Consider the following 19,508-nt stretch of genomic DNA (forward strand, 5'->3'; position numbering starts at 1 on the left):
TCCGTTTCGTTCTCTTCCATCCGGACTTTAACCGTCGGCTCCGGAATCACACCGGATCTGCTGACCCTTCCAACTGCTGGAAGGCGCTCGCGGGCTTGGGTCCCGCGCATGACCCCGAAAACCGGAAACGGTTTTCGGAAAGGCCTCATGCGCAATTTGAGAGTCCTTACCGCCGGTGGGGACTTTCACCCCGCCCTGAGAACATTAACGGCTTTGTATGGAAGGGCAGGGGTGCCGCTGTCAACGCGCCAAGGGCTGGTGGCCGATCACGTTCTGTCGACTGGAGCAATACGATGAGAGGCTGGCTCTACCGGCTGCGCCCACGCTGCGGCCGAGGCGGCAATCAGCATGAGCACCGCCGCGACCATCGCGCAGGCGGCAAAGCCGAAGTCGGAATAGAGCGGCCCGAAGCCGGTGGTGCCGACAAACACCGCGAGGTAGGTCACCGCGCTGTTCAGGCCCATGATCGTGCCCCGCCGTGACGGATCGAGCGCCGACAGGCGCATCACCAGCACGTTCAGCCCGAAATGATTGGCGAGCCCCCAGGCCGCGACCATGGCGAGCGTCAGGCCATAGCTGCCGCTGGTTGCGGCGATCGCCACGTAGACCATGGCGACGAGCAGATAGGCGAAAGGCATGACACGCCTTGCGCCAAGGCGATCGATGATGCCGTCGAAGAGCGCCGCCGTGCCGAAGCCCGCCCCGTATGCGAGGGCGGCCAGGCCGTTGGCGCTGACCGGCTGCCCAAGTCCGCTGTGAAGGTGATCGCCAAGATAGCCATAGACACCGTAGAAGGCGGTCATGAAGGCGCCGCAGGCAATCAGAAGCGGCACAATGCCGGGAATGTTCAGCGCCGCCAGCGGGGCGGGCGCCGGTCCGGCCTTCCTGACATCCGGCAGCGACGATGCGGTGAGGCCGCCGAGCGCCAGCGCGGCCAGCACGGCGACAGCGGCGAAGACGGCACGCCAGTGAACGAGATCGGCAAGCACCGCCGACAGGGAAACGCCGGCCACCATGCTGAGCGTCCATCCGGTCAGCACCACGCCGATCGTGCCGCTTTCGCGGCCGGGCGGAGCGATGGCCGCGGCACTGGCGTAGATTGCCGGCATGGCGACGCCGGCCGCAATGCCGGCGACAAGCTGTGCCGCAACCAGCGCTGTCACGGTAGGCGCGGCGGCGCTGGCGACCAAGGCCAATGCCAGCAGCAACAGGGCCGCCTGCAGCATCCGGCGCGCGCCGACCCGGTCGATATGGCGTGCCAGGAACAGGGCGCTCGCCGACGTGCCGAGGCCGAAGGCAGCCGCTGCCATCATCACCATGGGAACGCTGGTCGAGAACGATACGGACACCGCCGGAGCGATCGGGCCCAGCACCAGCGAATTCGAGCCGATCACGGCGATGCATCCGGTCAGCAGATAGGCGAGGGCCGGGATGGGCGGTCTGGTGTCCGCGCCCAATGCTGCGGCTTGATCGTTGTTCGACATATCATCATAATGGCCGCATTAAATTCCGTGACAATCGGGAATATCGATATGGATGAAGAAACAGATGGCATTCCGCGGAACAGGCCGGCGGCCCGGGATGTCGACGCGACCGACCGAAAAATATTAGGCGTTCTGGTCGACGACGCGACGGTCACCTATGCCGAGCTTGGCGATCGCGTCGGCCTGTCGCCGCCGGCAGCGCATGAGCGGGTCAAGCGGCTCCGGCGCAGCGGCGCCATCCGCAACACGGCCGCCATCATCGATCCCAACGCGGTGCGGAAGCCGCTGCTCACCTTCGTCCACATCGACACCAGTGGCTGGGGCAAGACCCCGGAACTGATGGCGATCTCGGAATATCCCGAGGTCGAGGAGATCCATACCGTCGCCGGCGATACCTGCGTATTGCTCAAGGTGCGTACCGAGGACACCAAGGCACTCGAAGGCCTGCTGTTGCGTCTCTACGAGACACCCGGAGTCACTTCGACGCGCAGCTACGTGGTTCTGGCGACTTACCTCGAACGGCCGGTGCAGCCCGGCATCACGGCGCAGTGGCCGACGCCGAAACACCTGGGCAAGCCGCTGTATTAGCTCCCCAGCCGGATGGTCTCGAAATAGGCGTCGGTGCCGACCTGGCCGCCCTTCAGCGCGATCTCAAGGCCGTCTATCGCGCCGCCGCCATGGGCGACGCAGAGCGGCGACCCCGGTGACTGCGGCAACGGCATGCGCACGGTCAGCGCGTCGATGGCCAATTGTCCGAGCGCGTGGCTGGAGGTGTCGCCGCCGGCAATCACGGCGCGCTTGAGTTTCTGCTCGGCGATCAGCCTGCGCAGGATGGTTCCCAGCGCCCGTCCGAGTGTGTTCCGGGCGCCCTCGATCCGGTCGATCTCAGCACCGCGATCGGCCTGTGGACCAAGCGCGGAGTAGAGGATGACGCTGCGGCCCTTGGCCAGGCTCGCCAACCCGGCCGCGACCGCCTGCTCGGTCGCTTCGCCGGCGCCTTCGCAGACCAGTCGCATCGCATCCATCTCGACGCCGTCGAACCCGTGAGCAAGCGCGTGGCGGATCTGTTTTTCCGTGGTAGGGGAGACGCTACCCGACACCACGGCGAGCCGATCCACGGGGCCGGGCGGTGCGAATGCGGCATGCCCCGATACGATGCCCTTGGCCGCCCATTCGGCCAGCAAGGCATATTCGGCGCCCGAGGATCCGACGACGAAACCATGGCCCTTCCCGTGGATACGCCAGAGTTGTTCGCCGACGCGTTTCTGCGTCTGGTGGCTGTCGACGTCGAACAGGACGATATCCTTGTCTTGCAGGACTTGGTCGACCGTCTGCGCGAGATCGTCCGCCTGCAACGTTGCCAGGTCGACTAGGCCGGAACTAAGGCTGGTCTGGCGCGAAAGGTGGACGAGCAAGTCGGCCTCGTCCATCGGCGTCACCGGATGCCTGCTCATCACCGGATGCCGGTCGATGCGGAAATATGCGCCGCGGAACGCCGCGAAGAGGTTGCCGAAGGCAGTGTAGCGCTTGAGCTGTGGCGCGCCGACCACCATCGGCACGCTTGCCGCCTCGAAAATGCGCCTGCCGATCTCGGTGGCGCGGCCGATGCTGCCGACCGCCGGGCTGGAATCGAAGGTCGAACAGATCTTGTAATGGCAGACCGCCGCCCCGAGGCCTTTCAGCCATTCGAAGGCCGGCGTCAGGTTTTCCTCCATCCATTGCGGCGTTTCGCTTCGGCTGATGCCCGCCAGGCCAACCGCGCGGCAATGCGAAAATCGCGCCAGCAGGGACTGGTCGGGCTGGCGCATGAACAGCACGGTCGGCACGCCGCCGAGTTCGAGCGCCTCCATGACGTCGGTCGACCCGGTGAGGTCGTCGCCGTAATAACTGAGGAGCAGATTTTGCACGGCCATGCTCATGCCGCCCTGCCGTCGCCGAATTTCTCGATCGATCGGGCCAGTTCGACGTGATCGCGGGCATAGTCCGTCAGCGCGATGCCCTCGACCGCCGCCCGCCAGGCCTGCAGCACGGCCCGTACGCCGGCGCCGGGCCCGTCCGGATGGCTGACGATGCCGCCGCCGCAGAGGTAGAGGAGATCGAGCGTGCGGCCAGTGCGCCGATAGGTTTCGGGCGCCTGGCCGCCCCACTGGCCGGAGCAGGCCACGGGCAGCGCGCAATCGTCTGATGAGAACAGCGGCGTCGTCACCGCCTTGAAGGAGCGGATGAAAGAATCGTCCGGCTCCCAATATTTCGAGCCGATGCCGTTGATCTGGAACTGGTCGACGCCGAGCAGCCGCCAGAATTGCTGCCAGACGCTGAAATCCATGCCGAGGCCGGGATGGCGTGTGAGGATATCCCAGCCATTGCGGTGGGCATGCAGCACCAGCCCGGAACGCTTTCTCAGATATGCCATGCCGCCGAAGCCGATGGAATTGATGTTGACGACGGCGCAATTGCCGCCGGCTTCGAGCACGAGATCGTGGTTGCGCATCATCTCGTCGGGATCGGCATGCGAGATGCCGAAGGCGTACATCACCTTCTTGCCGGTCTTCTGCTCTTGGTCGAGGATCAGCGGCATAATCGCCTTCACCCGCTCGCCCAGCGGCGAATAGGCCGGGCTCATCAACTTCTCGTCGTCCTTGATGAAATCGACGCCGGCCTCGATCAGTTCGCCCACCATTTCGGCCGTCTCATGCGGCCTGAGCCCCAGCGCCGGCTTGACGATGGTGCCGATGATCGGTCGGCCCTCGACCCCGGTCAGCCTGCGGCTGCCGGTCAAGCCGAACTGCGGGCCCGGATGGGCGCCCCGGTATTGTTCCGGCAGCTTCATGTCGATGACGCGGATGCCGGACAGGCCCCTGATCGAATAGGTGCCGCCGATGGCGATGGTCATCAGCGCCGACAGGTCGGTGCCGATCGCGTCGAATGGGAAGCCGATGTCAACATCGGCGCGCCGGAATGGCCCGCTGCCGGACCCGGGCAGCGATGGTTGCTCAGCATCGGGCAGATGCCGGATCGCCAGCACGCGCGCCGCCACGCGCGCCTTCAACTCCTCGGTCTCGCCCGGCAGCGCGACGAAGGTGCCGGTCGACTGGTCGCTGGCGATCTTGGCCGCCAGCGCCTCGATGCTGCCAGGGGTTTCGATGCGATAGGTAAGTGTGATCATGGTCGACCGGCCGCTCGAAAAGGGTTCGAAAAAAGTTTTGTCGCGCAGGAAATCTGGTATAATGAGTACATAAGTATTGCAAGAAATATCCGAGTCTCGGCAAGAGCGGGCGGGCTAGGCAATTCCAGGAAAACCGTGCAACGGTTTTCTGTCCGGAATTGCGTAAAAGCTGGAGCGTCCCCGCTCCAGGTGCGGGCATTCCGGTAATCCTGCCGGGAATGCTAAACAAGAACCGAGCCAGGGAGTGATTCGTCACGATGAACCGTTCGGAGCCGATCGTCCGGCGCAAACTTTCCGACGAAGTCTTTGCAAGGCTGAAGCGGCTGATCACCAGCGGCGAACTGCAGCCCGGCGACGACATGCCGTCCGAGCGCGAGTTGATGGAGCGCTTCGAGGTCGGCCGGCCGGCGATCCGTGAAGCCATGCAGGCGCTGAGCAATATGGGGCTGGTCGCCATCTCGCATGGCGAGCGCGCCAAGGTGCTGCAACTGACCGCCAAGTCGATCATCAAGCAGGTCGACGGCGCGGCCAAGATCATCCTGTCCTCGTCCAGGGACACGCTGGAGCACTTGAAGACCGCGCGCATCTTCTTCGAGCGCGGCATGGTCAGGGAAGCCGCGGAAAAAGCCACATCGCAGGATGTGCAACTGCTGAAGGCAACCGTGGCCGAGCAGCGCGCCGCGCGCGGCGATTCCGAAGCTTTCATCTCCGCCGATATGAAGTTCCACACCCAGATCGCGTCCATTTCAGGCAATCCGATCTATGTCGCCGTCAGCGAAGCCACGCTGGGCTGGCTGAAGGAATACCACACCGAAATGCTGATCTGGACCGGCAAGGAAAAATACACGCTGACGGAGCATGAAGAGATCATCGACCGCATAGAGCACAGGGATGCCGACGGTGCCGAGAAGGCGATGATCAAACACCTCGAACGCTCGCGTGCTCTCTATGTGATGAATTCCGAGAAGTGACGCTCTAGCCGACACGCATAATGGCGTAGGGCGACATCACGAGATGGTCCTGGCCAAGCGTCGAAACATCGATCGGGACATTATTCGCCGTCAGGTTCGCCAGCCAGACGATGGTTTCCCTGGAGGCAGCGCGGCCGGCCAGCGCCAGAACTCGCGTCTCGTCACTGGTCGTGGCGGAAACATGCGTCAGTCCAGCCAACTCACAAAGCCCTTCGATGGCCCGGAGGATCGGCCGCGGTGTTCCTTGCGCGACGGGTTCGCCTGATCCGGCAACCACGCCGAACGGTCCGGCGAAGCTGGACAGTGTCAGCATCTCCAGTCCCGCAGGCACGACGCGCGCGGCATAGCCGATCGTCCACGCGGCGGCGAACTGGCCGTTGTGGCGCGGATCGCTGTTGGCCATCGCGACGCGCTGGCCCCGCGGATTGTCCTTGGTCGCCCCACCATAGGGGTTCTGGCGCATGGCAATCGTCGATGGCCCGATGCGATACGGCTTTGTCCCGAAGATCGCCCGGGTGGACCGGGTGATGAAGGGAAGCGTCTCCAGCGACTGCATGACGCTGAGATCGTCGGCGGCATGCACGATCGGACAGGTGCAGTGGGTGATGAAATCGAGCTGGTCGGCGGGAACGCGCTTGCGGTTGAGCTCGGTGAAATAGCTGAACATGCCGCCGCCGAGACGGAGGCCGGGAAAGGCGCGGCGGGCGGCCGCGTAGACGTCCTCGAGCTGCGGACATGCCGGCCAGGGGCTGCCCGGCGGCGTCGACTGGCGGTCGACCGCGGGCGATACCGCGATGGCGTCCACCCGCAGGCCTACCTGGCGCAGCATATTGGCGACGTCGGAAAGTTCGGCGTCGAGGTCGCCGGTGCAGGCGGCCACGCATTCCAGCGTCGTCGAAGCGGGATAGGCGGCGGCGAGTCGGGCATGGGCGCGCAGCGCGTCGAGACCGTGGCCGCGCGTCGGATCGAAATGGAAAATCAGCTGCCGGGGACCGAGCCTTCCCAGCAGCGGTAAATCGGCAAGTGCCGCCTCCACATCCTCGGGATAGATGACGACGCCGATGTCAGGCAGCTTCGCGCCGGCTTGCCCAAGCTCGACGCGGACCGGCTCGGCCGGCACGGCCGAGGCGGGCAGATTGGCGTCGCCTGCGATGCTCAGGCTGATGGTCTGACGAAGGGATTGCCTGGCCGGCAGCACATAGGGCCATGGCAGCGCCAGCGGCCGCACATAGGTCTTGTAGGAGGCATCAGACCAGTTGCGCTGGTCTTCCATCTCGAATGTGTCGCCTTCCATCCGGCATTGCGCGACGACGCCGGGCCGCACCTGATGCGTGATGGCGCGCAAATCCTTGAACGGCTGCCACGGGTCGATCAGATCGGGCAGTTCCGTCTCTTCCACGCTGCCGTCGGTGTGCTCCACCGTCACCGCGCTGCCGGCGAGGCCGGCGATCGGATGCAGGATGCAGAAGCCGCATCGGTTGGTCTCGAAATCGCTCTGAGGCAACGCGATCACGTCGAAGCTGAGATTGCCGTCGGCGGACCCCTCGATCGTCGTGCGGAAACCGAGCCGGCTGCCGCCCGGACCCGCACAGCTTGCCGCATAGCTGACGCGGAAGCCGCCATCGCGCTGGTCGATTGTGAGATCCGTCAGGACAGGCTCATAGGTGCCCCAGTCACGGTCGCGCACCACATAGGCGATGGCGCGCAGCACTTCGGTGCCGCCATGGCGGATGGTGCGCAGGTTGCCGTTGACCAGCTCCGCGCTGAGCGCGCCGGCCTGCAGCAGGATAGGCGCCGCTTCGGCCGTCCCGGTGCCGTAGAGATGGAAAGCGTCGGCCGTCATTTCAGCAGGTCGTCGATCTGCACCGGCGCGCGGCTTTCGGCGCCGGCATAGGCTGCTTCGACGAGGGCGAACGTCCTCAGATTGTCGGCTCCCGAGGTTGCCGGCTCCTTGCCGGATACGAGGCTGTCGACCCAGTGCTTCTGGATCGCCAGCACGCTTTCCTGGATGTTGTGCCATGGCCGCGAGGCCCAGGGCAGCAGCCGCGGCGAGACGTCCTTGACCGTGGTGCCGTTCTTGCCGGTGACGGTAAGCTGGTAGCCCTGCGCCAGCCGGATCGTGCCGTCGCTGCCGTCGAGTTCGACCAGTGTTTCCGGGAACGGCTCGGTAGCAAGCCTGGTGGCATAGCTGCAATCGACCACGGACGTCGCGCCGCCGGCGTGGTCCATGAGCATCGTCGCGACATCCTCGCCGGCGATCTTGGGATTGATGCGTGTGGTCCGCGCGGTCAGGCTCGTCACGTCGCCGAGCAGGAAACGGGCGATGTCGAGGATGTGGATGCCGAGATCCTCAATGATGAAGCGTTTGCCCGTCGCCAGATAAGGCTGGCCGGAAAACACGTCATAGCCGGAGCGGAAGGAAATCCGCACGAAGAACGGCGTGCCGATCTCGCCGCTGTCGAGCACGGCGCGCACCGCCTGGATCGGCGACTGCCAGCGAAAATTCTCATGCACCATCAGCGGCACGCCGGCGTCCGTGCAGGCCTTCACCATCGCCTTGGCATCAGCGAGCGTCGGCGCGAAGGGTTTCTGGCAGATGACAGGGACGCGGTTCTCGGCCGCCATCTCGACCAGCGGCCGATGGCTGCCCACGGTGGTGGCGATGTCTACGAAGTCGAGCTTTTCGGCCGCGAACATCGCCGCCGCGTCCGCATAGCGCCGCGCTACGCCGAACTGATCGCCGACGATGCGCAGCCGTTCCGGATCGCGGTCGCAGATGGCGACGATCGAGGCGCCCTCGATGTCGCGCCAGGCATGCATCTGGTTGACGGCGAAGAAGCCGCAGCCGATCAGCGCTCCCCTTAAACCCGCCATGCTCAGCCCGCCTTCGCCATCTGCATCAGGGTGACGCGCTGCTGCAACCGGCGCTGCGCCTGGTCGACGACGACGGCGACGATGATGACGAGGCCCTTGATCACCATCTGCCAGAAGGAACTCACCCCCATCATCACCAGCCCGTCCGACAGGATGCCGATGACGAAGGCGCCGACGATGGTGCCGCCGATCGTGCCGCGGCCGCCAGACATGGAGGTGCCTCCGAGCACCGCCGCCGCGATCGCGTTCAGTTCGAAGCTCTCGCCCGTCGCCGGGTGCGAAGCCATCAGCTCCGACGAGATGATCAGGCCGACGATCGCGGCGCAGAAGCCGGAAAACATGTAGACGAACATCTTGACCATGTTGACGCGCACGCCCGAAATGCGCGCCGCGCGCTCATTGCCGCCGACGGCGAAGATGTGGCGACCGAGCGGGGTGTAGCGGGCGAGGTAGGCGGCCCCCAGCGCCGCCACGACCAGGATCCAGATCGACACCGGCAGGCCGAGGAGCCGGCCAGCGCCGAGGAAGCCGAAGCCGGTGGTGCCCAATTCCGGCTTGCCGACCAGGTTGGGAAAGGTGCGGCCGTCGGAGGACAGCAGCGCGAAACCGCGCGCCACATAGAGCACGCCCAGCGTGGCGATGAAGGGCGCGACGTTGAGCCTGGTGATCAGCAGGCCGTTGACGGCGCCGATCGTTATGCCGACCAGAAGCGTGATCAGGATGATCTCGAAGACGTTGAAATAGACGGTGTAGCCGATCTGCAGGTCGATGCCGTTCAGCACGAGATAGCCGGCCACCATGCCGCACAGGCCGACGATCGAGCCGACCGAAAGGTCGATGCCGCCGGTGATGATGACGAAGGTCATGCCCATGGCGAGGAAGGCGTTGAGCGCGACGTGCTTGGCCATCAGGATCAGGTTCGCCGCCGACAGGAAGTTGGGCGCGGCGATCGAGAAGAACACCAGCACCGCGATCAGCGCGATGAAGGTCCTGAGCTTCATCAGCGTCAGCAGCGCGGAGCCGCCGGAGGCGGAAGGAGCGGCCGCCTTGGCCGGAATGTCAGTCATCAGCGTTGCTCTCCATGTGCGGCGGGTCCGTGGCCCAGCGCCGACGCCGCGACGATCGCCGCTTCAGTCGCTTCGGCGCGGTCGAACATGCCGGTCAGCCTGCCATTGCTCATCACCGCGATGCGGTCGGACAGGGCCATCACCTCATCGAGATCGGAGGTGGCGAACAGGATGCCGAGTCCGTCGCGCGAAAGCTTGCGCATGGTTCGGAAGACGTCGGCCTTGGCGCCGACATCGATGCCGCGGCTGGGTTCGTCCATCAGCAGCACTTTTGGTCCGGTGAGCAGCGCCTTGCCAATCACCACCTTCTGCTGGTTGCCGCCCGACAGCGACGAGACTTCCTGCGCCGGATCGGCGACCTTGATCGCCAGTTCCCGCACCATCTGCACAACGGCCTGCCGCTCGGCGCCGCCCCGGATATGGAACAGGCGTACGAAGCGCGACAGGCTCGCCAGCGTCAGATTGCTGGCGACCGAGAGGATCGACACCAGCCCCTCGCGCTGACGGTCCTCCGGTATCAATGCCAGCCCGCGCTGGATGCGGCGCGTCGTGTCGCGCTCCTTCACTTGCTTGCCGGCGATGAAGATCTTGCCGCTGGCATGGCCGTGACGGCCCATGATGCAGTCGAACAACTCGCTGCGCCCGGCGCCCATCAACCCATATATGCCAAGGATCTCGCCGGCGCGCAGCACCAGCGAGACATGGTCGACCGCCAGCCCGCCAGTCACGCGCGGCAGGCAGATCTCCTCGGCGCGGAAGATTTCCGCGCCGGGCTGATGGCCGTCGGCTTTGGCGAAATCCTTGGCGTCCGAGCCGATCATCTGCCGCACGATCCACTGCGTATCGACGTTCCTCATCTCCTCTTGGCCGGTGATACGGCCGTCGCGCAGCACGGTAACGGTGTCGCCGATGCGGATCAGTTCTTCCAGGCGGTGCGAGATGTAGACGATGGCGACGCCGCGCGCCTTGAGGTCGGCGATCACCTTGAACAGGATTTCGACTTCAGCCGCGCTCAGCGCCGAGGTCGGCTCGTCCATGATCAGGATCTTGGCGTCGAGCGAAACCGCCTTGGCGATCTCGACCAGCTGCTGCTGGCCGATGCGCAAATCCTCGACCAGCATGTCGGGCCGGATGCCGGCCTCGAGCCGGTCGAGGAATTCGCCCGCCCGCTTTTCCTGCGCCTTGCGGTCGATCTTGCCCAGCCGGTTGGTGATCTCGCGGGTGGCGAAGATATTCTCGGCGACGGTCATGTTGCCGAACAGGTTCAGCTCCTGGAACACCATGCCGATGCCGCGCGCCACCGCATCTCCCGACGAGGAGAAGGAAACCTCTTCGCCTTCGAGCAGGATGCGGCCGGCGGTCGGCTGCTCGACGCCGGCGATGATCTTCATCAGCGTCGACTTGCCGGCGCCGTTTTCACCGACCAGCACGTTGACGGCACCCTTGCGCACCTCGAAGTTCGCCTGCTTGACCGCGACAGTGCCGGCATAGACCTTCGAGACGTCCTCCAGCTTCAGGATGACGTCGTGAGCGGGGCTCATGGCCTCGGCCCGATCTCGGCCTCCGCCGGCGTCACAAGGGGCAGGTCCTGGCCGCCTTCGATCGTATAGGCGCCGAGCACCTTGGCGGTCCGGCCCTCAAGTGCCTCGCGCGGCAGTTTGGACAGCACGGTCTTGTCGGCATAGGCGTTGAAGGCCTTCCCGAACTGGGCGAAGTCGATCTGGTTGGTGAAGTCGTTGAACTGGACGAAATCGAGGCTGTCCCGCAACGCCGTGCCGCGCATGGCCGGCCCGATCTGGACGCGCGCATCGGCCTTGCCGTCGCCGTCCACGTCGATATCCATCGTGCCCGCCCGCGACTGCGTGTTGGCAGCGATGATCTTGCCCTCGACTCGGACCGCGAAGGTCCATGGCGAATTCGTCTGCTTCCTGGGATTGCCGTATTTGGCGCCGGCCGCCGCCGGATCGGTTTTCGCCAGCGCCTGGACTTCGGCCAACGGTCCGGCCTTCTGGACGAGATAGGGAATGACCTTCGAGGCCCAGATGTCCTCGACCATCTTGTCTGGGTTGAAGGCAGGCGCACTATTTTCGCTCCGCGCCATTGGCGTCGGCAGGATCTTGCAGCCGCTCAGGCCAAGGCCAGCGAGCGCGGCGAGAGTTAGCCAGGTCAATGTCTTCGGCATGGCGATCAAAAGCACCCGGAACGTGAATGGAGGCGAGGGGCGAACCTGGGTCCGCCCCTCGCAATTATAGCGCGCCGGCTCAGTTCTTCAGCGCGAAGGTTTCGAGCTTGGCGGCATTGTCGCCGTTGATGAGCACGCAGTCCATCAACTGCTTTTCCTTCTCGGGCGACTTCTTGTTCTTGATGAAGTCGCTGGCCTGTTCGACCGCCATCTGCGCCTGGGCGTAGGCCGGCTGCAGCACGGTCGCCTTGATGCCGCCGGAGGTGATGGAATCGCGCACGTCGTTCGAACCGTCGAAGCCGACGACGATGACATCCTTGCGGTTCGCGGCCGCGAGCGCCGCATAGGCGCCCATCGCCATCGTGTCGTTGCCGGAGATGACGCCCTTGATGTCGGGATTGGCCTGGAGGATCGATTCCATCTTGGAATAGGCCTCGGTCTGGCTCCAGTTGGCCGACTGCTGCGCGACCATCTTCAGGTCCGGATAGTCGTCGATGACATCATGATAGCCCTTGGAGCGGATGCCGGCATTGGTGTCGGATTCCTTGCCGACCAGCTCGACGAAATTGCCCTTCTCGCCCATTAGCTTGACGAACTCCTGCGCGCCGAGCTGCGCGCCCTGGTAATTGTTAGAGACGATCTGCGCCACGGCGACGCCGGTGGCGTTGATCTCGCGGTCGATCAGGAAGGAGGGAATGCCGGCGTCCTTGGCCTTCTGCACAGCGGCGACGGTCGCGTCGGCACCGGCATTGTCGAGGATGATCGCCTTGGCGCCGCGGCCGATCGCGGTGTCGATCAGTTGGGACTGCTTGTTGGCGTCGTCGTCATGCACCAGCACCAGCGCCTCGTAGCCGAGTTCCTTGGCCTTGGCTTCGGCGCCGACGGCTTCCGCCTTGAAGAACGGATTGTCGTGCGATGGGGTGATGATGGCGATGAGGTCGGCCGCGTAGGCGGGCATCGCCGTGCCGATTGCCAGCACACCTGCGAAGGCGGCAAGCGTCATTCTGCGTGTCAGTTTCATGAAGTCCTCCCTTTGAAAAATCTGTGCCTCGGTCGTCGAGGCGACTGCATCTGAATTCGTCAGGCCGCGGAGAATGCGGACCACTTCGGCTCAAGCCGTCGATCGGCTTCTTCAGAGCCGATCCGCGCTCCCGTTCCCCGCCATCCTCCACTCGTCCCGGCTCGAACTCCCAGCGAAGCGTGCCCGATCCGAGCCAGCAACAATTTAGCCAACTGGTATGATGAGTCAACCACAAATTCAGGTGATATGTACCTGATGACTCGTTCAGGTAATCCGCTGGATGCTGGCCGCGATCTCTTCCGGCTCGAAGACGCGCTTCCAGTCGTCGCGCATCAGCACCGGCTTGCCGAACTCGATCGCCTTGTTGCATGCATCGGAGAACACGCCCTGGGTCTCACCGAAGATGACGGCGCCGAGCACGTTCATGTGGCCAAGCAGGAAATCGAGCGCCGCCTGCTGGTCGACGCCGCGCGCCACGACCTCGTCGACCGCTTCCTTCATGACGACCAGCAGCGAGGCGCACACGGTTTCCGAAAGGCCTGGCTCGAGCAGCGCCATCTGTTCGACGGAAACGCGGTGCGAGCGCATCACCGGCGCCCAGATGATCTTGGCGATGGCCTCGCCCTTGGCATAGTCGGCTTCCGGTCCCTGCATCAGCGCGCTGACCATGTGCTGCTTTGCCTTGACGCCGCCGAAATAGTCCTTCTTGGCCGCCATGTCGGTCTCGTCGTTGAAGATCGGCGGATGGCAGGGATGGGTGACGAAGTAGGTCAGGTCGGGACGATCGGGCAAATGGCCGGCGAAGGGTGCTGCGGCATCGAGCACGATCACCATCGTGCCCGGCGCAAGCTTGCTCTCGATGCCGGCCGCGACCTTGCCGATATGAGTGTCCGGCACGGCCAGGATCACCACGTCGGCGCCTTTCAGCGCCTCGTCGGCGCTGACCGTATCGAAGCCCAGTCCGGTCTTCAGCCGCTCACGCCCAGCCTGGCTGACCTCGACATGGCGGATTGTGTAGGGCGAGCCGCGGAAATTGGTCGAAAGGCGGTATCCCATTTTGCCGCCGGCACCGAACAGCGCGATCGTCGTCATCTAGCCCTTGCTCCCTGGTCTTGAACGATGGCTTAGCCGATCGTTGCCTTATATACTGGTATGATCACTCTACCATGTTTTGGCAAGAGGAAATCATCATCCGTCTGTCATTCCGGGCGGACCGCCTCGGGCGTCCGGATCGGATTTCACCGCCTCGCCGTCGCCGCCCGTGCTGTAGAAGGCGGCCCGTCGCGACGGCACTTTCCAGCCCGGCATCGCCAGATCGAGGAGAGCAACGATATCCTGGACGATGTCCCGCGCGCCCGACGGCAGACCGCCGGTCTGTATGTGTGGTGATGATGGGGACGTGCAGGCTGGCGAACAGGTGGCGACGGCGCTTGTCGATCCGCTGAAGATCAACGTGCCTTATTAGCCTGCCCGCGATTGGAGTGCCTGCGTCATGGTCCCCGGCCGCCAAAACACGCCCATGGATGCCATTATTCGCGGCGGCCCGCGGTGCTCACCGCACTTTGTCAGCGTGCTGGAGATCGCCAGGCGGCACGGCCCGGACCGTGAACGTTTGGTTCTGAACGCGCGCCTTCGCGCAACCGATTATCCCCGCTCGGGGAACATCGCCCTCAGCCCTTCGCGCGAGGCCTTGGCGATGCCGCGCTCGGTGATCAGTCCGGTCACCAGTCGTGCCGGCGTCACGTCGAAGGCGGGGTTCCTTGCCGGCGTCGCTTCGGGCGACACACGCACCTGGGCGATCTCGCCCTTGGCGGTTTTGCCCCAGACCAGCGACACCTCGTCGCCCGAGCGCTCCTCGATCGGGATTTCAGCGAGGCCGTCGCCCACTGTCCAGTCGATGGTGGGAGAGGGCAGCGCGACGTAGAACGGCACGTCATTGTCGGCGGCGGCGAGCGCCTTCAGATAGGTGCCGATCTTGTTGCAGACATCGCCATCGGCAGTCGTGCGGTCGGTGCCGACGATGACCATGTCGATCGCGCCGCGCTGCATCAGATGGCCGCCGGCATTGTCGACGATCAGCGTGTGCGGCACGCCGTGGCCGGCCATCTCCCAGGCGGTCAGTTGGGCACCCTGGTTGCGTGGGCGTGTTTCATCGACATAGACATGGACTGGAATGCCGGCCTCGACGGCGAGATAGATGGGTGAAGTGGCTGTGCCGTAGTCGACGGTCGCCAGCCAGCCGGCATTGCAGTGGGTGAGGATATTGACCGTCTCGCCCGGCTGTTTGCGCGCCGCGATCGCCTTGATGATTTCAAGGCCGTTCTTGCCAATGGCGCGGTTCAGCCCAACGTCCTCGTCGGCGATTTCACTGGCGCGCCGGTAGGCGGCCGTGGCGCGTTTTTCTGGCGGCAACGGCCGCAGGAAACGCCGCATCTCGTCCAGCGCCCAGCGCAGGTTGATCGCCGTCGGTCGTGTCTCGTGCAGTGTTTCCCAGACGGCATCGAGCGCTTCGTCGGATGCGTCATCCGTCATCTGCATGGCGACGCCATAGGCCGCGGTGACTCCGATCAGCGGTGCGCCGCGCACCCACATGTCCCGGATCGCGGTGGCGACGCCGGCGACCGTGCCGAGCTTCTCGATGCGGAATTCATGCGGCAGCCAGCGCTGGTCGATGATCTCCACCGAGCGGCCGTCGCCGCTGAGCCAGATGGTCCGATAGTGGCGGTCGCCGACGTTCAAATGCTGTTCTCCTGTTCGATCAGCGCGGCCAGGTTGTTGACCTCGTCGATGCTGTGAATCTGGTGCCGGTTGACGGCGATGTGGCGGCCGAATTTCAGCGCCTTCGCCTCACAACTGGCGCGTAGGTCTTCCTCGGCAATGGTCTCGAAGTCGGCATTGTGGGCGAGGCCAAGGATGCGTCTGTGCACCTCGATGCCGGCAAAACCGAGCAGATCGGTCCAGATCTGGTGCAGCACATGGTCGAGCGCCTGCTCGGCGGCGAGTATGTCGCCCTGATCCTCGAACAGGCTCTTCTGGTAGAGCATGCCGGTGCGCTCGCTGCGCCACAAATGCGAGAACTCGGCGCGAAACACCGCCCAGGTCTCGACGACGACATCGAGCAGATAGGCGCGCATGGCATCGCGCTTGCCTTTCTGCTCATGTCCGCGTTGCGAGAAGAAGGACATCCAGAAATTGGCGAGCAGCATGCCGACATCGAAGGCCATCGGACCGTAGAAGGCGAACTCCGGATCGATCATCCGCGTTTCCTGGTCGGTGACCATGATCGAGCCGGAATGCAGGTCGCCATGTAGAAGCGTCTCGGCATTGGCGGCAAAGATATGCTTCAGCCGCTGTGCCTCGACCTTGAGGTCGCGGTCGGCCCGCAACTCGGCAACCAACGCGTCGAGCTGCGGGCTGGTGTGGCGGTTCATCTTGGCGTCGAAATAGGGGTCTGAGAATACGAGATTCTCGGTGATGTCGCAGAGTTCGACATTGTCCGCGAACAACGCGAGGTCCGCCTTGCGCTCTTTGGTCGCCATCGACAGGTCGGAACCCCGGAACAGGGTGCGGGCCATGAACAGGCCGATATCCCGGGCAATGTTCGGCAACTGCCGGCCTTCGATCAGCGCCCGCCGCAGGATGATGTGCGGCGACAGATATTCCATGATGATCAGCGCCTGGGTCTCGTCGAAGTAATAGATCGCCGGCACCGAGCCCGGCGCACGCGCCTCTTGCCGGGTCAACGCGTGATACTCGAAGAAGGAGCGCTTCAGGGGCAGCGGCCAGCTGTCGCCGACGAGGCGGACATAGGGCAGGGCCTGCTTGACGATGGCGCCGCCACTGGCGCCTTCGACGATGAACACCAGGTTCAGATTGCCGTCCCCGACTTCGCGGACTTTCCAGGCGCTCGCGTCCCCGCCGATCTTCGCGCACAGCGCTTCGTTCGTGCCGAGACGTGTTGCGAGCGTCTCCACCGACAATGCTTCGAATGGCAATTTCCCAGTCATCCTCGTCCCTCCCGCCTGTGTGCTCCGATCATAAGGGAGCCTTGGCGGCGGGGCCAAGCTAGGAAGCTGTCTGGCAATTGTCAATCGTGTTGACAATTGCCGATATTGACCATAGCGTCGTCGTCAGGGAGGAACGCATGATCGGCAATGCCGTGTTCCGCGTAGAGGGACTGAGGAAATCCTTTGGCCGCAACGAGGTGCTTGGCGGCATCGCGCTGGACCTCCATGCCGGCGAAGTGACGGTGCTGATGGGCGCCAACGGCGCCGGCAAATCCACCCTCGTCAAGATCGTCAGCGGCGTCTACGAGCGTGGCGGCGGCACCATGACGCTCGCCGGCCAGGACTTCGCACCGAACACGCCGGCGGAAGCGATCCGCGCCGGCGTCGTCACCGTGCACCAGAACATCAATGACGGTGTTGTCGCCGACCTCGATGTCGCCACCAATCTCACGCTCGACAGGCTGAGCGGCCGGGGCGTGCCGACCCTGTTCAATCCCGCCCGCGTGCGTCGCGAAGCCAAGGCGGTCGCCGATCGCATGGGGTTGGCCATCGATCTCAAGGCACGCGTCAGCGATCTGTCGCTGGCCGACCGCCAGATGGTGGCGATTGCCCGAGCGCTGGCGCACCAGCCGAAAGTGCTGATCCTCGATGAGCCGACCTCATCGCTCTCCAGTGCCGAAGCCGACAGGCTGTTCGCGCTAGTCGACCGGCTGCGCGAGCAAGGCGTGGCGATCCTCTATATCTCGCACCGCATGTCGGATATCAGGCGGCTCGCCGACCGCATCGTCTCGATGCGCGATGGTGTCGTCTCGGGCGCCTTCGACACCAAGCCGCTCGACTATGAAGGCGCGGTCAACGCCATGCTCGGCCGCAAGATCCATCTCGACCAGATCGTCGCCAGGAGTTCGGCCAGGGCGGTCCTGGCCATCGAGGGGCTGCGCATCGCGCAGGGTGCCCGGCCGATCTCGCTGACGCTTGGCGATGGCGAGGTCGTCGCCATCACCGGCCTCGTTGGCGTCGGCAAGACCGCTCTTGCCGAAACGTTGTTCGGTGTGCGCCGGCCGCTCGCCGGCACCATGACGATGAACGGCAAGCCTTACGCGCCGCGCTCGGCGGGCGACGCGATCGCCGCCGGCGTGTTTCTCGTCGCCAAGGATCGCGCCAGCAGCGGCATCATCGGTGGCTTCAACATCGAGCGCAATGTCAGCCTGCCTTTCCTGAAGCGTATGTCGAATTTCAGCGTGCTCAAACGCCGCCTCGAACGCGCCACCGCACGCCGGCAGATCGAGCAACTCGGCATCGTCTGCCGCTCGGAGAAGGACGAGATGTCGGCGCTGTCCGGCGGCAACCAGCAAAAGGTAATGGTCGCCCGCTGGATAGCGCAGAATGCCGCGCTGTTCATCCTCGACGAGCCGTTCCAGGGCGTCGACATTTCGGCAAGGCGCGACATCGCCGCCAAGCTGAGGGCAAGCGCCAATGGCCGCGCCACGCTCTTGTTCGTCACCGAACTCGACGAAGCGCTGGAGACGGCCGATCGCATCCTGGTGATGTCGGAGCATACGATCGTCGGCGAACACCGCAATGCCGATGTCGACCTCGACCGCCTTTTGGCCGAGGTCGCCGGCGGACCGCTGCACAGCGCTGCCTGAGGGTGGCGGTGAATGGAATTGGAATGGAGAGACCATGGGTTGGAGTTGGGTAAAAACGGCAGCGGCGCTGGGGTGCGCCGAATGACGCTGCGCGACTATGCCATCCGCTACGGGTTCATCGTGCTGCTGTTCGGATTGGTCGCCTATTTCGCGATCGCCGCCGACGGGTTCGTCTCGCCGCAAAGTGCCGTCTTCATCTTCCAGTCGGTCGCCATCACCGGCGTGCTGGCGCTCGGCGTTACCGCCACGCTGGTTGTCGGCGGCTTCGACCTGTCGATCGGCTCGGTCGCGACCTCAGCCATGATGGCGGCGGCCTATGTCATGGTGGTGCTGGAGCAAAACGCGGTCGTGGCGGTCATCGTCTGCCTGTTGATCGGCGCTCTTGTCGGCCTGATCAATGGCTGGCTGATCGTCTACATGCGCGTGCCGGACCTCTTGGCGACGCTCGGCATGATGTTCCTGCTGGTCGGCCTGCAGCGCATCCCGACCGAGGGCCGCTCGATCGCCACGGGCATGACCATGCCCGACGGCTCGGTCGCCAACGGCAAATTCTCCGATGCCTTCCTGGCGCTCGGCCGCCACCGCTTCGATTTCTTCATCCCGAACCTCATTCCGGTGTCGGTCGTCGTGCTTCTGGTGCTGGCGGTGTTGATCTGGTTCTTCCTCGAATACACCCGCTTCGGTCGTATGATGTATGCGGTCGGCTCCAATGAGCGCGCCGCCGAACTCGCCGGCGCGCCTGTCAAGGCATACAAGATCTGGGCCTACGTTATTTCAGGAGTTTTTGCCTCGATCGGGGGCATTTTGCTCGCCGCCCGGCTTGGACGCGGCGACATCGCCTCGGGTAATAATCTGCTGCTCGATGCGGTTGCCGCGGCGCTGATCGGCTACGCGGTGCTCGGCGCCGCCAAGCCGAACGCCTTTGGCACCGCCATCGGCGCGCTGTTCGTCGGCATCTTGCTGCAAGGCCTGACGATGATGAACGCGCCCTACTACACGCAGGATTTCGTCAAGGGCGTGGTTCTGGTCGTCGCCCTTGTCTTCACCTTTGCCCTTTCGGGCAGGGGCAGGGGCTAGCATTCGGCCG

The 19,508-nt window shown here is 64.6% G+C and carries 17 protein-coding genes and 1 riboswitch; of the genes, 5 read left to right on the forward strand and 12 right to left on the reverse strand.

Features of this window, described 5'->3' with window-relative positions:
- Window positions 1–4 precede the first annotated feature (4 nt).
- Window positions 5–207: riboswitch (FMN riboswitch) on the reverse strand.
- Window positions 208–266: 59 nt separating this feature from the next.
- A complete protein-coding gene (locus EN851_RS18415; protein WP_135929772.1) occupies window positions 267–1,484 on the reverse strand; it encodes an MFS transporter in 1,218 nt (405 codons plus the stop codon).
- A 48-nt stretch (window positions 1,485–1,532) separates the two neighbouring features.
- Here EN851_RS18415 and EN851_RS18420 point away from each other — a divergent pair, with 48 nt between their 5' ends.
- Window positions 1,533–2,072, forward strand: a complete 540-nt coding sequence (locus tag EN851_RS18420; RefSeq protein WP_127277235.1) for an Lrp/AsnC family transcriptional regulator — start codon at window positions 1,533–1,535, stop codon at window positions 2,070–2,072.
- On the opposite strand, the gene EN851_RS18425 is transcribed toward EN851_RS18420, so the two are convergent.
- Entirely contained in the window at window positions 2,069–3,391 is a 1,323-nt protein-coding gene (locus tag EN851_RS18425) for a four-carbon acid sugar kinase family protein (protein WP_135865413.1), read from the reverse strand. The genes EN851_RS18420 and EN851_RS18425 overlap by 4 nt on opposite strands.
- Window positions 3,392–3,399: 8 nt before the next feature.
- Window positions 3,400–4,650: a 3-oxo-isoapionate-4-phosphate decarboxylase OiaX gene (gene oiaX, locus EN851_RS18430; protein ID WP_135929773.1), complete on the reverse strand. Its 1,251-nt coding sequence runs from the start codon at window positions 4,648–4,650 to the stop codon at window positions 3,400–3,402.
- A 257-nt stretch (window positions 4,651–4,907) separates the two neighbouring features.
- Between oiaX and EN851_RS18435 the strand changes: the two genes are divergently transcribed.
- Window positions 4,908–5,621: a transcriptional regulator NanR gene (locus EN851_RS18435; RefSeq protein ID WP_127277231.1), complete on the forward strand. Its 714-nt coding sequence runs from the start codon at window positions 4,908–4,910 to the stop codon at window positions 5,619–5,621.
- A 4-nt stretch (window positions 5,622–5,625) separates the two neighbouring features.
- Here EN851_RS18435 and EN851_RS18440 read toward each other — a convergent pair whose 3' ends face one another.
- The 7 genes from EN851_RS18440 to EN851_RS18470 form a co-directional block, all read right to left on the reverse strand.
- Complete coding sequence (locus EN851_RS18440; RefSeq protein ID WP_135929774.1) at window positions 5,626–7,464, reverse strand: hypothetical protein; 1,839 nt, start codon at window positions 7,462–7,464, stop codon at window positions 5,626–5,628.
- Window positions 7,461–8,495, reverse strand: a complete 1,035-nt coding sequence (locus EN851_RS18445; protein ID WP_135929775.1) for a Gfo/Idh/MocA family oxidoreductase — start codon at window positions 8,493–8,495, stop codon at window positions 7,461–7,463. Before EN851_RS18445 ends, EN851_RS18440 begins: the two co-directional genes overlap by 4 nt.
- Window positions 8,496–8,497: 2 nt before the next feature.
- Window positions 8,498–9,562, reverse strand: a complete 1,065-nt coding sequence (locus EN851_RS18450; protein WP_135929776.1) for an ABC transporter permease — start codon at window positions 9,560–9,562, stop codon at window positions 8,498–8,500.
- A complete protein-coding gene (locus tag EN851_RS18455) occupies window positions 9,562–11,103 on the reverse strand; it encodes a sugar ABC transporter ATP-binding protein (RefSeq protein ID WP_135929777.1) in 1,542 nt (513 codons plus the stop codon). The genes EN851_RS18450 and EN851_RS18455 overlap by 1 nt, the downstream gene beginning before the upstream one ends.
- Window positions 11,100–11,744, reverse strand: a complete 645-nt coding sequence (locus EN851_RS18460) for a DUF2291 family protein (protein ID WP_135921221.1) — start codon at window positions 11,742–11,744, stop codon at window positions 11,100–11,102. The genes EN851_RS18455 and EN851_RS18460 overlap by 4 nt, the downstream gene beginning before the upstream one ends.
- Window positions 11,745–11,823: 79 nt before the next feature.
- Complete coding sequence (locus EN851_RS18465; protein ID WP_127277218.1) at window positions 11,824–12,765, reverse strand: D-ribose ABC transporter substrate-binding protein; 942 nt, start codon at window positions 12,763–12,765, stop codon at window positions 11,824–11,826.
- Window positions 12,766–13,029: 264 nt separating this feature from the next.
- Window positions 13,030–13,857 (reverse strand): phosphogluconate dehydrogenase C-terminal domain-containing protein, encoded by an 828-nt coding sequence (locus EN851_RS18470; RefSeq protein WP_135929778.1) that lies wholly within the window; start codon window positions 13,855–13,857, stop codon window positions 13,030–13,032.
- Window positions 13,858–14,107: 250 nt separating this feature from the next.
- On the opposite strand from EN851_RS18470, the gene EN851_RS37705 reads away from it, so the two are divergent.
- Entirely contained in the window at window positions 14,108–14,230 is a 123-nt protein-coding gene (locus EN851_RS37705) for a hypothetical protein (RefSeq protein ID WP_281041091.1), read from the forward strand.
- Between the two features lie 179 nt (window positions 14,231–14,409).
- Here EN851_RS37705 and mtnA read toward each other — a convergent pair whose 3' ends face one another.
- A complete protein-coding gene (mtnA, locus tag EN851_RS18475; RefSeq protein ID WP_127277213.1) occupies window positions 14,410–15,504 on the reverse strand; it encodes an S-methyl-5-thioribose-1-phosphate isomerase in 1,095 nt (364 codons plus the stop codon).
- A complete protein-coding gene (mtnK, locus tag EN851_RS18480) occupies window positions 15,501–16,772 on the reverse strand; it encodes an S-methyl-5-thioribose kinase (RefSeq protein WP_135929779.1) in 1,272 nt (423 codons plus the stop codon). Before mtnK ends, mtnA begins: the two co-directional genes overlap by 4 nt.
- Before the next feature lie 137 nt (window positions 16,773–16,909).
- Here mtnK and EN851_RS18485 point away from each other — a divergent pair, with 137 nt between their 5' ends.
- Both EN851_RS18485 and EN851_RS18490 read left to right on the forward strand, forming a co-directional pair.
- Window positions 16,910–18,421 (forward strand): sugar ABC transporter ATP-binding protein, encoded by a 1,512-nt coding sequence (locus EN851_RS18485; RefSeq protein WP_135929780.1) that lies wholly within the window; start codon window positions 16,910–16,912, stop codon window positions 18,419–18,421.
- 81 nt (window positions 18,422–18,502) lie between these two features.
- Window positions 18,503–19,498, forward strand: coding sequence for an ABC transporter permease (locus EN851_RS18490; protein WP_127277593.1), 996 nt, complete (start codon window positions 18,503–18,505; stop codon window positions 19,496–19,498).
- The last annotated feature ends 10 nt before the right edge of the window (window positions 19,499–19,508 follow it).

Origin of the sequence: Mesorhizobium sp. M8A.F.Ca.ET.208.01.1.1 (assembly GCF_004791315.1) — a bacterium.
Lineage (GTDB): Bacteria > Pseudomonadota > Alphaproteobacteria > Rhizobiales > Rhizobiaceae > Mesorhizobium.